This window comes from Rhizobium sp. SRDI969, from assembly GCF_025152725.1.
GTDB lineage: Bacteria > Pseudomonadota > Alphaproteobacteria > Rhizobiales > Rhizobiaceae > Rhizobium > Rhizobium leguminosarum_I.
In genome coordinates this window covers 324,775-337,734 of the sequence record NZ_CP104038.1, presented here as the reverse complement: position 1 = coordinate 337,734, position 12,960 = coordinate 324,775, and the positions used below count along the sequence as shown (strand labels likewise).

The following is a 12,960-nucleotide window of genomic DNA, read 5'->3' as shown; positions in this document are numbered from 1 at the left end:
TTCGCGCTCTCTTCCGGCATTGTGACGTGCGCCTTTTAAATGAGACGACATAAATCCATCTGCAACTCTTCTCTTCGAATGTGGCCTTCATGGATTTTCAAACGAGCATTCTCGGGCGCATGAGCGGTTTTCTCTATCGCTGCCGTGCGGACGAAAACTACACGATGCTTGAGATGACCAATGGCATCGAGCGCATCTTCGGTTATCCCGTCGACGAAATCATCGGCAACCGCACCCGGACCTTTACCTCGATCATGTACGAGGAAGACGTGCCTCTGATGGACGAGATCGTCGGACGGGCGCTGGAGAAGCGCACGGACTGGACGATGGAATACCGCATCCGCCATGCCATGGGTCATCTCATCTGGGTCACCGAGACCGGCGGCGGCATCTGGGACGAGAAGGGTGAGCTTCTCTATCTCGAAGGCAGCATCATCAACATCGAATCACTCTACCAGCGAATCGATGACCAGACTGCCGACATGCGCATCACCGCCTCGAAGACCAATGAAATCCTGCAATCGCTGCGTTACCTGAAGCTGCTGGCCGTCAATGCCGGCATCGAGGCCGCCCGCGCCGGCACGGCTGGATCGGGATTTGCCGTGCTGGCCGCCGAGATGCGCACGCTCGCCAACTCTTCAGAAGAGGCCGCGCGCGCCATTTCCAACGCACAACGCAAGGCGGAAGGCTGAGCGTTAACCCGATTTGCGGCCCAAGTTCAAAGCCGCATTATTAACCGTTCCGTTCTTCCGGAGATTGCATCGCTTTTCCAATGGCTTACGGCAGTCCGGCGCTTGACGAATCGGCTGTGATTGTGGGGAATGTTGAGGCCGCGTTAACTTATTGTTAACCATAGCAGCGGTAGACATGGTCAACGATTTCTTCACATAGATGACCAAAGTGCTAACAGACGCTCGCTCCATCCGCATCAAGGGCCGCTCTTTCCTCGCGGTCATGCTGTCTCCGGATCTTCCGATCGATGATTGGTTGATCCGCCTGGACGATCTGGCCGCGCGTTCGGCCGGCTTCTTCCTCGGACGGCCTGTCGTGCTCGACCTGACGGACCTGCAAATCGACCGACCGCAGCTGAAGAACCTGATTGCCGAACTTGCCAAGCGCAATGTCAGCATCATGGGCATCGAGGGCGCACGGCCTTCGATCCTCGGGTCCGGCATGCCGCCGGCACTCAAAGGCGGTCGTTCGGTTTCCGATATCGAGGTTCAGGCAAAGGAGCCTGCCGATCAGCCCGGCAAACCGGCAGTGGCAGAGACCCGCCCAGCCATGCAATCGATCGTCATCAGGGAGCCGGTGCGCTCCGGGCAATCGGTGATCTTTCCGGAAGGCGACGTCACCGTCATCGGTTCGGTCGCCTCGGGTGCCGAGGTCATCGCCGGCGGGTCCGTCCATATCTACGGCGCCTTGCGTGGCCGAGCCATGGCGGGGTCCATCGGAAACGCATCGGCGCGGATCTTTTGCCGCAAGCTCGAGGCCGAGCTGGTTGCAATCGACGGTATCTACAAGATGGCGGAAGACATGGCGCCCAATCTTCGCGGACAGGCTGTTCAGCTCTGGCTCGAAGACGACGCGATCATGGCAGAGAAACTGATCTGACGGGAGCGCCGCGCGTCTCATCGAGAGCCGCAAAGGACGCTTCAACACTTCGAATTACTGGGGCCACGGCAAAGGAGAGACAATGATGGGGAAAGTGATCGTCGTCACGTCAGGCAAGGGTGGGGTTGGCAAGACGACCTCGACTGCCGCATTGGGAGCGGCGCTGGCGCAACGCAATGAAAAAGTCGTCGTCGTCGATTTCGACGTCGGCTTACGCAATCTCGACCTGGTGATGGGCGCCGAGCGCAGGGTCGTCTACGACCTGATCAATGTCATCCAGGGCGACGCCAAGCTTACCCAGGCGCTGATCCGCGACAAGCGGCTGGAGACGCTGTTCCTGCTGCCGGCCTCGCAGACGCGAGACAAGGACAATCTGACGGCCGAGGGCGTCGAGCGCGTCATCAACGACCTGAAGCGCTATTTCGACTGGATCATCTGCGATAGCCCCGCCGGGATCGAGCGCGGTGCGACGCTTGCCATGCGCCACGCCGATGTTGCCGTGGTCGTCACCAATCCCGAGGTCTCGTCGGTGCGCGATTCGGATCGCATCATCGGCCTGCTGGATGCCAAGACAGCCAAGGCCGAACGCGGCGAACGGATGGAAAAGCACCTGCTGCTCACCCGCTACGACGCCAACCGCGCCGAACGCGGCGACATGCTCAAGGTCGACGACGTGCTGGAAATCCTGTCCATCCCGCTGCTCGGCATCATACCCGAAAGCATGGATGTTCTGCGTGCATCCAATATCGGTGCGCCAGTCACGCTGGCAGACAGCCGCAGCGCGGCTGCGATGGCCTATTTCGACGCCGCTCGCCGGCTCGCTGGTGAAGTCGTGCCGATCGCCATCCCAGAGGAAAAGCGCAATATTTTCGGCAAGATCTTCGGACGGAGGGCGGCATGAATATTTTCCGTCTTTTCAACAAGCAGAGAACCGCACCGGCCGCCCGCGAACGGTTGCAGGTCCTTCTCGCCCATGAACGTTCCTCGGCGGGGTCGGACCTGGTCTCCCTGCTGCGCGAGGAAATCCTTGCGGTGATCGCAAAGCACGTGCAGCTCGATCACGACAAGGTGCAGGTGACGATCGATCGCAACGAGTACGTTTCGACGCTCGAAATCGACGTCGAAATTCCGCTGAATGCAGCCGTGCAGGCTGCCTGAAAGACAGCGCTGCCTGTCCTGACGACAGGCGGCGCTGACGATCAGGACTGTCTGGCTTTGCGATTGGCGTAGCGCCGGTCGCGCTCGGCCTTTCGGGCGGCTTCGTCGGCAATCACGCGAGCGATCCGGTCTTTGTCAGCCGCTTCGCGGGCATCGGCATCGGCGCGTGCTGCGGCTTCGGCGGCAGCCTGACGTTCGGCTTCCGCGGCCTGAGCCCGCTCCTGCTCTTCGAGCTTGACCCGTTCTCGCTGAGCGCGACGTTCTTCCCTGGCCGCGGCAATGGCTTGACGCTCCGCCTGCTTTGCCAGCCTTGTGGGTTCGGCTGAATCCTTGGCGTTACGATACGCGTTGAGGAGAGCCGCCTTGGCTTCGGCAGCGGCGCTGCGGCGATCGGAAAGCTCGTTGTTTTTGGCGTTTTTCAAATCTGTTTCCTGACTGTTTGACTTCGACCCTAGAGCATGATGCCGAAAAATCTGCGCGGTTTTCGGACGAAATCATGTTCTAACTCTTTAATTTAGGACAAGATTCAGAGTTTAGGCCGATCCGGCGTAAACTCATCTTGTTCCATGGCGCCGCACGCCATCAGACGCGCAAAGGCGCTGTAATACCTTGAACTGCACATGGCTTTATCCTGAAATCGAATCCGATTTAAGGAATTATGCCATAGGGTCAGATTTTCTTTTTTCGCTTCGCGACAGGAGCAGTAACCCCTGTCAAGCGATCCTGCAATTCCTTGGCCTCACGCGCTTCGCGTAACCGCAAGGTTTTTTCCTCGCGGGCACGTACGGTCGAATCGATCTCTTCGACCGCGCGGCTTCGCGCCAGGAACTGCGATTGCACGTTTCCGAAGGCAATCTCCGCCTGCTTGCGTGATTTGCTATGTGACTCTGTCATATCAATCCTGGATTTTATCACAGCGCCGCACGTCTTTCAGACGCGCAAAGGACGCTGTAACGCTTTGAATTCTGCATGATTCGTTAAACGGATTCCGCGTTTAAGAAATTGTGCAGCAGCCCGCTGGCCGACTCAGCAAAAAAGGCCAGGCAACGTGCCTGACCTTGATAGTATCATACTTTCGACAGTGCCGGTACATCCGCGGTCAAAGGAAAGCAGATTTCAGTTTAAGCAGCTTGGAGATTGCAAGCGGACATTTTGCCCGACTTGTTATCGCGCTCAAGCTCGTAGCCGATCTTCTGGCCTTCGACGATTTCGCGCATGCCAGCGCGTTCGACGGCAGAAATGTGAACGAAGGCGTCAGCGCCGCCGTCGTCAGGCTGAATGAAGCCGAAGCCCTTGGTGGAATTGAACCATTTAACTGTGCCAGTGGTCATAACAAACCCTTTCATAGCAATTGAACGACCGCACGTGCGGAAGCACGACGGATGATGATCTCGATTTTGAAGAGGGAAGTTCGTCCAGGGCACGTTGCCAGCGTGCGATAACAAAAGTCAAACAAGCAATATCGACTACCGAGATATAGTCACTCAACCCGAATTTGTCAACTTTTAGTTTTTCAGGGCCGTTCACTCATCATCAGGTTGCATCTCGGCCGCCTTGCATGCCGGGACGCCGATCGCCGGCCTCGACCTCAAAAGCAGGCATTACGAGCGCGGCCGCGTCTTCTGCGGGTCATAATGCGAAAGCGGCACGACCGTCGCCGGCAGGCGCTTCTGGTGGCCGTCGAGCTTGCCGATCTCGACCTCGGTGCCGGGGCTCGCATGCATCACGTCGATGCGGGCGAGCGCGATCGTCTTGCCGAGGATCGGCGAGTGCGTGGCGCTGGTGATAACACCCACTTGGGCCCGGCCGATATGGATGCAATCGCCATGGCCGACGGCCTCGTTGGCCTTGATGTCGAGCCCGACGAGCAGATGGCGCGGATGCTCCTTGCGCCGGATCAGCGCCTCGCGACCGATGAATTCGTCCTGCTTGGATTTCAGCGGCACCGTGAAGCCGATCCCCGCCTCGAACGGGTCCGTCTGGTCGGTGAATTCGTGATGGGCAAAGATCAGACCCGCCTCGATGCGGACCATGTCGAGCGCCTCCAGCCCCATCGGCTTCAATCCGTGCGGCTGGCCCGCCTTCCAGACGGCGTCGAACACCGTCAGCGCATCCTTCGGATGACAGAAAATCTCGTAGCCGAGTTCGCCGGTGTAACCAGTACGCGAGACGACGATCGGGGTACCCTCGAAGCCGCCGATGCGGCCGACAGTGAAGCGAAACCATTCGAGCTCGCCGATGTCAGGCTGGCGCGGCGCCGTCCAGACGATTTCCTTGAGGATATCGCGGCTCTTCGGACCTTGCAGGGCGATATTGTGCATCTGGTCGGTCGAAGAGCGGACCCAAGCCTTGAAGCCCTTCTTCTCCGCCTGCTGGCGCAGCCATATGCCGCTGAAATCATCGCCGCCGATCCAGCGGAAGTTCTTGTCGCCGAGCCGGAACAGCGTGCCGTCATCGATCATGCCGCCGTTTTCGTAGCACATGGCGGAATAGACGACCTGGCCGGTCGACAGCTTGCGCACATCGCGCGTCAGGCAATATTGCAGCAACTCCTCGGCATCCGGCCCCGTCACCTCGAATTTCCGCAAGGGTGAGAGATCGATGACGGCGGCGCGCTCGCGGCAGGCCCAGTATTCCTCGACCGGCCCTTCGCTGGAAAAGCGGTTCGGCAGCCAGAAGCCGCGATATTCGGTGTAGTCCCGCGTCAACGCGGAGAGGCGAGGATGGAAGGCGGTTTCGCGTGTCAGTTCGGCGTCGGCATCTGGGGTCATGCGATAGGCTACCGCTCGTGAGAATTTCTCTTTTCCGGAAAAGGTGCGGACGTGGATATCCGTCGGATCCCAGCCGTTCGCCGCGTCGATATCGTCAGGGCAGGACGAGGAGACGCAGACGAGGTCGGTCAGCGCCCGCATCAGCACGTAATCGCCCGGGCGCGACCAGGGCTCGTCGAGATAGAGCTGGTTGTTGTGGTCGATATTGGTGTTGTAGAAATAGTTCAGCGCTTCCCACCCCTTGCGGCTGGCAATGCCGTAAGGTGCCAGCGCCGCGTTGAAATTATCCGTGCAATTGACGTGGCCGGGATAACCCATGTCGTCGTAATAGCGCGAATTGCAGGCGGTCGCGAAAGCGTCGTGACGTCCGACGGTATCCTGGACGATTTCGACCAGCGGCTCGAAGACGCGGTCGAAGGCCTTGGAGGGGAGACCCGGCATTGGATAGCTGCGGCCGAGCAGCGTGCGGGTGACGGTGGAATCAAGCGCGAGGTCGAGACCCTTGTCGACCTTGCGGGCGGCAAAAGCCTGGAAATCGGTGCACTGGCGTCCATAGACGTCGATGATCTGGATGAATTCGCCGGCCCGCACGAAATAGGCTGCCGCGCTCGCCGCCCGGATGCGGATATCCTCGATCGGATCGGCGGCCGGTTCCGGCAAAGCGGAGGCATAATCGCGGATCAGCAGGCTGCGCTTGATCCTGATCTCGATCGGCGTCGCCGTATCCTGCGCCTCCGGCGACATGGCGCTGGCCGGTGCTGCGACGATCAACAGGCCCTTCATGGAAATCGTGAAATCCGCCTGGCTGCCCGGGGTCGATCCCGCCCCGAAGATGCAGAGCCCGCCGGCAACTGCCAGATCGGCGCCGCGACGCTGAAGCGCAGCACGCGTGCGGGCAGCACTCTCATCCTCCGCTTGAAGAATGGCCTTCAAACCATCGGCTGAATTGCTGAATGCGGTCCCGAGACCGGCCGCCAGGAAGCGGCCTTTCTCGTCGAGGAAGGAGATCTCGCAGACCTGCCCGCCCTCGCTGTCGATGACGCTGACCCGGTCGCCCGGCTCGACGCGCATAACGACCGATCCGCCGCCCTTTGCCCTGTAGCGCTCAGTTCCCTCCGGCAGGGTGGGAATGCCGGGATAATGCACGAGGCTCGGAGCGGCCGGCCGCAGGCCTGTCATAGCAGGATGAAGTTCTCGCATTCTGCCCTCATGGGGATCGGGCATGCCCTCCGGCATGCGGACACAGGTTTACAAAATGGCTGTGGAAAGTAAAGCGATGTTGACTAAAAAGAAAATATCTTCACTATGCATAAAGAGTTGAGACTCGGGAAATCCGTCGGGAACACGGATCGTCAAAATTATCCGGGCGGGCTTGAGACTGTCAGGGAGACACGTTCAGGGAGACGTACAAAGATACGTCCGGAACAAATAGAATGGGGAATTTCACTGATGACAGATATTGTGGAGGCCGGGATTGCATCCGGCACCGAAGGTAAGCTTGTACGCGCGCTCGACTGGAAGGGCGCATTCTGGGTGGCTGCGGGCGTGCCGCCGCTTGTTCTTTTCTCCATCGGCGGGATTGCGGGCACGACGGGCAAGCTCGCCTTCGTCGTCTGGATCATCTCGATGGTGATGGGTTTCCTGCAATCCTTCACCTATGCCGAGATCGCCGGCATGTTCGCCAACAAATCCGGCGGCGCCTCGGTCTATGGCGCCACCGCCTGGTTGCGTTATTCGAAATTCATCGCGCCGCTGTCCGTCTGGTGCAACTGGTTTGCCTGGTCGCCGGTGCTGTCGCTCGGCTGCGCCATCGCCGCCGGTTACATCCTCAACGCATTCTATCCGATTCCCGCGGCGGATTCACAAATGGTCCTCGACTGGATCTCAGCGCATGCCGCTTCCATCACGGCCGACAGCCCCCGCGTCGCCGAATATATTGCAGCCCATGCCGGCACGACGCCGGATGACGCCGTCAAGGCATTGCTCGGCACCGACGGTGTCGCCGCCCTGACGCCGGCGATCCGCAGCTGGTCGCTCTTGAGCTTCAACATTCCCTTCCTTGCCACCGCCAATATCAACGCCACCTTCTTCATCGGCGGCATCCTGATGCTGGTCATCTTCGCGATCCAGCATCGCGGCATTTCCGAAACGGCAAGCGTGCAGAAGTGGCTGGCCATCATTGTGCTGGTGCCGCTGCTCATCATCGGCCTCTATCCGATCGTCAGCGGCCATATCCTTGCCACCAACGTCACCGGTCTCGTGCCGCCGACAGCCGCCTATGCCGCTGTCGACGGCACCTGGAGCAACGGCGGCTGGACACTCTTCCTCGGCGGCCTCTATATCGCCGCCTGGTCGACCTACGGCTTCGAGACGGCCGTCTGCTACACCCGCGAACTCAAGAACCCGAAGACCGACACCTTCAAGGCGATCTTCTATTCCGGCCTTGCCTGCTGCCTGTTCTTCTTCCTCGTGCCCTTCGCCTTCCAGGGCGTTCTTGGCCACGCAGGCATGCTGGCCCCCGGCATCGTCGATGGCACCGGTGTTGCCGAAGCGCTCGGCGGCCTGATCGGCGCCGGCCGCGTGGTTACCCAATTGCTTGTCGTACTGATGATCATGGCACTCTTCCTCGCCATCATGACGGCGATGGCCGGTTCCTCGCGCACGCTCTACCAGGGCTCGAAAGATGGCTGGCTGCCGAAATATCTCGACCACGTCAACGAGCACGGCGCGCCGACCCGGGCGATGTGGACCGATTTCGCCTTCAATCTCTTCCTGCTGGCGATCGCCTCGGATGCCGGCGGCTACTTCTTCGTGCTCGCCGTCTCGAATGTCGGCTACATTATCTTCAACTTCCTGAACCTCAATTCCGGCTGGATCCACCGGATGGATTCCGGTCATATCGAACGCCCCTGGAAGGCGCCGACCTGGCTGATCGGCCTCAACACCGTGCTGGCCTTCGTCAACGCGCTCTTCCTCGGTGCGGGTGCCAAGGTCTGGGGTTATTCCAATGCCCTCTGGGTCGGCTTCATCTTCGCCGCCCTGATCCTGCCGGTCTTCGCCTATCGCCACTATGTGCGCGACGGCGGCAAATTCCCCGCAGGCGCGATGGAGGATCTCGGACTCGTCGGCCAGGATCTCGGCATCAAGAAAGCCGGCATCCTGCCCTATCTCGCACTCGCCGGCGGCCTGGCGATCGTTCTGATCGCCAACGTGATCTTCCAGCTTCCGGCCTAAAATCGCCTCCCAAGCAGATAGGCCGCCAAGCCGCCATGGAAACATGGCGGCTTTTTGCGTGGAAGCGGGGATCGAGCGATCGTCTCGCCGCCATCAACGGAGATCTGTCCGCTTCGGCGAGAAGCGGACAGGGTTTGTTCGGAGACAGAAGGAGGGCTCAGCGGCCGCCCTCGATCTTGCGATGGCGCTGGTTGATGCCACCCTTGCCATAGGGATAGTCGAAAGGCTGGGGCGCACTCACCTCGTTGAGCCGCGCCATGTCGTCGTCGGAGAGCTTCAGTTTCATCGCGCCGAGGTTGTCGGCGAGCTGTTCCGTCGTGCGGGCGCCGAGGATGACGGATGTGACCGCCGGCCGTGCCGCCGTCCAGCCGAGCGCCACCTGCGCCATGCTGACGCCATGCGCCTTGGCGATCTCCTCGACGACGGCGATGATCGCCCAGGTTCGTTCCAGCGCATTGCGCGGCGCATAGGATTCGCCGCCGCGATTGGGGTTTTCGCCGAGGCGGGTGGCGCCGGTCGGCATCTCATCGCGCTTGTACTTGCCGGTCAGCCAGCCGCCGCCGAGCGGCGACCACGGCAGCAGGCCCATGCCGGCATCCTGGCAGGCCGCGACAATCTCAAGCTCGATATCGCGCACCAGCAGGTTATATTGCGGCTGCAGCGTCACCGGACGGGTATAACCGCGCGCCTTGGCGATCTCCGAGGCCTTGGCAATATGCCAGCCGACATAGTTGGAGAAGCCGTAATAGCCGATCTTGCCGGAGGAAACCGCATCGTCGAGAAAACGCAGCGTCTCCTCGATCGGCGTCAGCGCGTCCCAGGCATGCATCTGGTAGAGGTCGATCTGCTCGAGACCGAGGCGGCGGAGCGAATCGTCGAGCGCCTGGCTAAGATGCCGGCGCGACAGGCCGATATCGTTGGGGCCGTTGCCCATCGGGAACCGCCCCTTGGTGGCAACGATCGCCTGGCGGGCCTCAGTCGGACGCGCCTTCAGCCAGCGTCCGATGATCTCTTCCGACTTGCCGGCACTATAGACATCCGCGGTGTCGATGAAATTGCCGCCCCAGGCGAAATAATCGTCGAGCAGCTTGTGTGAGGCGGCCTCATCGGCCTCTGCGCCAAAGGTCATGGTGCCGAGGCAATAGGCGGTGACGACGGTCCCGCTGGGACCGAGCTTGCGATAATCCATTTCTTCCTCCTCATGCGGATACCCGTAGCCGACACGCAAACGGTCGGGGTAGAAGCCGGGGCTCCTGCAATCAATGACAATGACAATATTGTGCTTGAGGCGGCCGCTCGCCGCCGGATGACGTATAGCGCCCTGGGCTGGGAGCACAGGGGCGAGGGGGAGCATAACCAATCCCGTTCGCGCGACCAAGTGAGAAAAAAATATTCCTGCCTGCCATCGCGGCCGGCGAAGGTTACGGACTTTGCGAAAAAGACGCTGCGATCAGCTCGGCTGCAGCAACGCCGGTCTCGTAGGCGCCGTGCGCCGTCGAATAACGCGATGTCGAACAGGCTTCGCCGGCAAAGAAGATCCGCCCGTCATGCGGCGCAGCGAGACGGCCGCGTTGATCGGAGGCGCCGGGTTCGGCGTAGGAATAGGAGCCGCCGATATGGGGCGCTGCTGCCCAGGCCGACATCGCGGCGACCGACAGCTCCTTGCGGATGTCCGCGCCGAAATGTGCCGCCAGTTCTTCTCCAGCGAAGGAGAAGGCAGCCTCTCTACCTTGCCCCTCCAGATCATGTGCGAGGTCGCCGGCAAAATAAGCCTCGACGACGGGAGCGCCGAACGGCCGGAGCTGATAGGTGCCGGTCGCACCACGACGGGTAGAGCCCAACATATGCGTGTCCGCCGGCAGCACCTCCTGATTTGCGAGCTTCAAGAACAGCTTGTCGGCGAGCCCGAGCGGCAAACGGGCCGCTGCCTCGATCTTGTCAGGCAAAGGCGGGTCGAAGGCGATTTTGCCGGCGGCAAGCACGTTCGTCGAAACCGTCACCAGAACCGCACGGGCACTGAGCACACCCTGGTTCGTCTCGATGGCAATACGGCCGGCATGACGATGGTCGATGCGCATGACCTCGGTGCTGAGCCTTGCCCGAACCGGCTTGCCGTAAAGCGAGACCAGCGTTCCATAGCCCTCGCGCACCCGCCAGTCAGGGCCAGGGCCGGGATCGTATCTGTTGTAATCGACGACCGACGACCGCTCCAGTTCGGCGCCGGTGATATAGGTGCCGACCGCCCGGATCTGGCGGTTCCAGGGATTGCCGGGCTCGAGCATATCGGCCATGGCTGCGTCATTCCCCTCATGGCTCTCGAGACGCTCGAAATAGGCGCCCATCGCCTGCCTTGCGGCGCGCGCCGCCGCGTCATCCCGCAGAAGCCGCCGTCCGCCATCGTTCCAGGGCGCGGGCGTGCGGTCGACCGTCAGTCCGACCTCGCCGGCGATCGCAGTCCAGGCATTGGTCCTTGCGCCATGCAGCCAGCCGCAGCCGAGATCGAGCCCGATATCGGCGGCTTCAGGCAGTGCGACCGTCCAGGCGCGACCGCCGAGACGATCGCCGGCTTCAAGCAGGAGGATGGAAAGATCCGGGCGGATTGCCTGCAGGCGGCGGGCGGCGGCAATGCCGGCGGCACCGGCGCCGATGACGACGACATCCTCGTCGGCACCTTTGCTGTTGTCACCAGGCATACATTCTCCTTCGGTCGCGCGACGGTTAGTGGAATGGGTCGCTCTCATGCCAGCCCCGCTTCGCTATTGCAGCTGTTCCAGCAGCCGCCGGAGTGCTGTTCGCAAATCGTCCATCTGCTGCTGGCTGGTCAGGGCCGCCCAGCTTTCATCGACGCGCCGGCCCGCCGCCATCGCTATCGGCCTGACCCCCTGGCCTTTTTCCGTCAGAAACACCAGCCGGCCACGCCGGTCATTCGGATCGGGCCGACGCTCGACATAACCCAAGCGCTCGAGTTCTTCCACGGCCTGCGTCATCGTCTGCTTGCGAACACGGGCGAGCCTGGTCAGCTCGCTGACCTGGATGCCCTCCGGCCGCGCGAAGGTGAAGACGTTGGCGTGCGGCGGGCGGATATCGCCGTAGCCGGCCTTATCGAGTGCCGCTTCGACGGCCTGCGTCCAATGCTGATGGACCAGACGCAACAACAGGCCAAGGGAAGAAGACGGCATGAAACCCCGCGCAGCGATATAGACAGCTACCTGTCTATATGATAAATGGACGTTACCTGTCTATATGATAAATGGACAGTCACCTGCCTATATAGCACGAAAGCGTGGAGCTCCATATGCCGACCATCGATATTCTCACCTCGTTCATCTCCTACGAGGAACTGGGGGAGGGCGACCCGATCGTCTTCCTTCACGGCAATCCCACCTCATCGCATCTCTGGCGGAACATCGTGCCCGGCATAGGGCCTGGCCGCTGCCTGGCGCCCGATCTCATCGGCATGGGACGCTCCGGCAAACCCGATATCGGCTACCGCTATGGCGATCACATCGCCTATCTCGACGCCTGGTTCGATGCGCTTGACCTCGACGACGTCGTGCTCGTCGGCCACGACTGGGGCGGCGCCCTGGCATTCGACTGGGCCTCGCGCCACGCCGAGCGGGTGCGTGGCATCGCCTTCATGGAAACCATCCTGCGGCCGATGGACTGGGAGGATCTGCCGGGTGGAGGAAAGGCGCGTTATGAACTGTTGCGGAGTGCGGGAACCGGCGAGGCCAAGGTCCTCGACGAAAATTTCTTCATCGAACAGGCCTTGCGCGCGACCACGCTGAAAGGGCTCGGCGATTTCGACTGGGATGTCTACCGCGCACCCTATCCCGACCGTAACAGCCGACGCCCGCTGCTGGAATGGCCGCGCGCCATGCCGATCAACGGCGAGCCGGCCGACGTGGTCGCCAGGATCGAGGCCTATGACCGCTGGCTTTCCGCCAGTCCTGAGGTCCCCAAGCTGTTGCTGACCTTCGACGGTCCCTCCGAAACGCTGTTGATCGGCAGCGAGATGATTTCGTGGTGCCGCGACAACGTCGCCAGCCTGGAGATCAGAGGGTGCGGGCCGGCGCGCCACATTGCCCCCGAGGACCAGCCCGAGGCGATTGCCGCCGAAATCAAAAGCTGGATCGACAGGAGGGGGCTGAGAGCAACGCAGCGGAAGGTCGCGTCTCAGGCATAA

The 12,960-nt window shown here is 61.3% G+C and carries 13 protein-coding genes; 6 read left to right on the top strand and 7 right to left on the bottom strand.

Features of this window, described 5'->3' with window-relative positions; translation table 11 throughout:
* Positions 1-89: 89 nt before the first annotated feature.
* The 4 genes from N2A41_RS31275 to minE all read left to right on the top strand — a co-directional run bounded on the left by N2A41_RS31275 (position 90) and on the right by minE (position 2,769).
* A complete protein-coding gene (locus N2A41_RS31275) occupies positions 90-692 on the top strand; it encodes a methyl-accepting chemotaxis protein (RefSeq protein WP_017968473.1) in 603 nt (200 codons plus the stop codon).
* Positions 693-891: 199 nt separating this feature from the next.
* Positions 892-1,611 carry a septum site-determining protein MinC gene (gene minC / locus N2A41_RS31270; RefSeq protein ID WP_260111870.1) on the top strand — a complete coding sequence of 240 codons (720 nt, stop codon included), beginning with the start codon at positions 892-894 and terminating at the stop codon, positions 1,609-1,611.
* 85 nt (positions 1,612-1,696) lie between these two features.
* A complete protein-coding gene (gene minD / locus N2A41_RS31265) occupies positions 1,697-2,512 on the top strand; it encodes a septum site-determining protein MinD (protein ID WP_025397600.1) in 816 nt (271 codons plus the stop codon).
* Positions 2,509-2,769, top strand: coding sequence for a cell division topological specificity factor MinE (gene minE, locus N2A41_RS31260; protein WP_003574994.1), 261 nt, complete (start codon positions 2,509-2,511; stop codon positions 2,767-2,769). The genes minD and minE overlap by 4 nt, the downstream gene beginning before the upstream one ends.
* A 41-nt stretch (positions 2,770-2,810) precedes the next feature.
* Here minE and N2A41_RS31255 read toward each other — a convergent pair whose 3' ends face one another.
* The 4 genes from N2A41_RS31255 to N2A41_RS31240 form a co-directional block, all read right to left on the bottom strand.
* Positions 2,811-3,191, bottom strand: coding sequence for a DUF6481 family protein (locus N2A41_RS31255; protein WP_017968471.1), 381 nt, complete (start codon positions 3,189-3,191; stop codon positions 2,811-2,813).
* 247 nt (positions 3,192-3,438) lie between these two features.
* Positions 3,439-3,663, bottom strand: coding sequence for a hypothetical protein (locus tag N2A41_RS31250; protein WP_017968470.1), 225 nt, complete (start codon positions 3,661-3,663; stop codon positions 3,439-3,441).
* 227 nt (positions 3,664-3,890) lie between these two features.
* Complete coding sequence (locus N2A41_RS31245; RefSeq protein ID WP_003548109.1) at positions 3,891-4,100, bottom strand: cold-shock protein; 210 nt, start codon at positions 4,098-4,100, stop codon at positions 3,891-3,893.
* Between the two features lie 270 nt (positions 4,101-4,370).
* Positions 4,371-6,740 carry a DUF1989 domain-containing protein gene (locus N2A41_RS31240; RefSeq protein ID WP_260111869.1) on the bottom strand — a complete coding sequence of 790 codons (2,370 nt, stop codon included), beginning with the start codon at positions 6,738-6,740 and terminating at the stop codon, positions 4,371-4,373.
* Positions 6,741-6,989: 249 nt separating this feature from the next.
* On the opposite strand from N2A41_RS31240, the gene N2A41_RS31235 reads away from it, so the two are divergent.
* Positions 6,990-8,774, top strand: a complete 1,785-nt coding sequence (locus N2A41_RS31235; protein ID WP_017968468.1) for an APC family permease — start codon at positions 6,990-6,992, stop codon at positions 8,772-8,774.
* Between the two features lie 157 nt (positions 8,775-8,931).
* Here N2A41_RS31235 and N2A41_RS31230 read toward each other — a convergent pair whose 3' ends face one another.
* The 3 genes from N2A41_RS31230 to N2A41_RS31220 all read right to left on the bottom strand — a co-directional run bounded on the left by N2A41_RS31230 (position 8,932) and on the right by N2A41_RS31220 (position 11,953).
* Complete coding sequence (locus N2A41_RS31230) at positions 8,932-9,963, bottom strand: aldo/keto reductase (protein ID WP_222280315.1); 1,032 nt, start codon at positions 9,961-9,963, stop codon at positions 8,932-8,934.
* A gap of 232 nt (positions 9,964-10,195) precedes the next feature.
* Positions 10,196-11,467 (bottom strand): flavin monoamine oxidase family protein, encoded by a 1,272-nt coding sequence (locus N2A41_RS31225; protein WP_260111868.1) that lies wholly within the window; start codon positions 11,465-11,467, stop codon positions 10,196-10,198.
* 63 nt (positions 11,468-11,530) lie between these two features.
* Positions 11,531-11,953 carry a MarR family winged helix-turn-helix transcriptional regulator gene (locus N2A41_RS31220; RefSeq protein WP_260111867.1) on the bottom strand — a complete coding sequence of 141 codons (423 nt, stop codon included), beginning with the start codon at positions 11,951-11,953 and terminating at the stop codon, positions 11,531-11,533.
* 116 nt (positions 11,954-12,069) lie between these two features.
* Between N2A41_RS31220 and N2A41_RS31215 the strand changes: the two genes are divergently transcribed.
* Positions 12,070-12,960: a haloalkane dehalogenase gene (locus N2A41_RS31215; protein ID WP_260111866.1), complete on the top strand. Its 891-nt coding sequence runs from the start codon at positions 12,070-12,072 to the stop codon at positions 12,958-12,960.

Bases quoted from the DNA above. Each gene is read 5' to 3' on its own strand.
- N2A41_RS31240 (WP_260111869.1), bottom strand. From the start codon at position 6,740: ATGCGAGAACTTCATCCTGCTATGACAGGCCTGCGGCCGGCCGCTCCG.
- N2A41_RS31220 (WP_260111867.1), bottom strand. From the start codon at position 11,953: ATGCCGTCTTCTTCCCTTGGCCTGTTGTTGCGTCTGGTCCATCAGCAT.
- N2A41_RS31215 (WP_260111866.1), top strand. From the start codon at position 12,070: ATGCCGACCATCGATATTCTCACCTCGTTCATCTCCTACGAGGAACTG.
- minC (WP_260111870.1), top strand. From the start codon at position 892: ATGACCAAAGTGCTAACAGACGCTCGCTCCATCCGCATCAAGGGCCGC.
- N2A41_RS31275 (WP_017968473.1), top strand. From the start codon at position 90: ATGGATTTTCAAACGAGCATTCTCGGGCGCATGAGCGGTTTTCTCTAT.
- minE (WP_003574994.1), top strand. From the start codon at position 2,509: ATGAATATTTTCCGTCTTTTCAACAAGCAGAGAACCGCACCGGCCGCC.
- N2A41_RS31235 (WP_017968468.1), top strand. From the start codon at position 6,990: ATGACAGATATTGTGGAGGCCGGGATTGCATCCGGCACCGAAGGTAAG.
- N2A41_RS31225 (WP_260111868.1), bottom strand. From the start codon at position 11,467: ATGCCTGGTGACAACAGCAAAGGTGCCGACGAGGATGTCGTCGTCATC.
- N2A41_RS31250 (WP_017968470.1), bottom strand. From the start codon at position 3,663: ATGACAGAGTCACATAGCAAATCACGCAAGCAGGCGGAGATTGCCTTC.
- N2A41_RS31230 (WP_222280315.1), bottom strand. From the start codon at position 9,963: ATGGATTATCGCAAGCTCGGTCCCAGCGGGACCGTCGTCACCGCCTAT.
- N2A41_RS31245 (WP_003548109.1), bottom strand. From the start codon at position 4,100: ATGACCACTGGCACAGTTAAATGGTTCAATTCCACCAAGGGCTTCGGC.
- minD (WP_025397600.1), top strand. From the start codon at position 1,697: ATGGGGAAAGTGATCGTCGTCACGTCAGGCAAGGGTGGGGTTGGCAAG.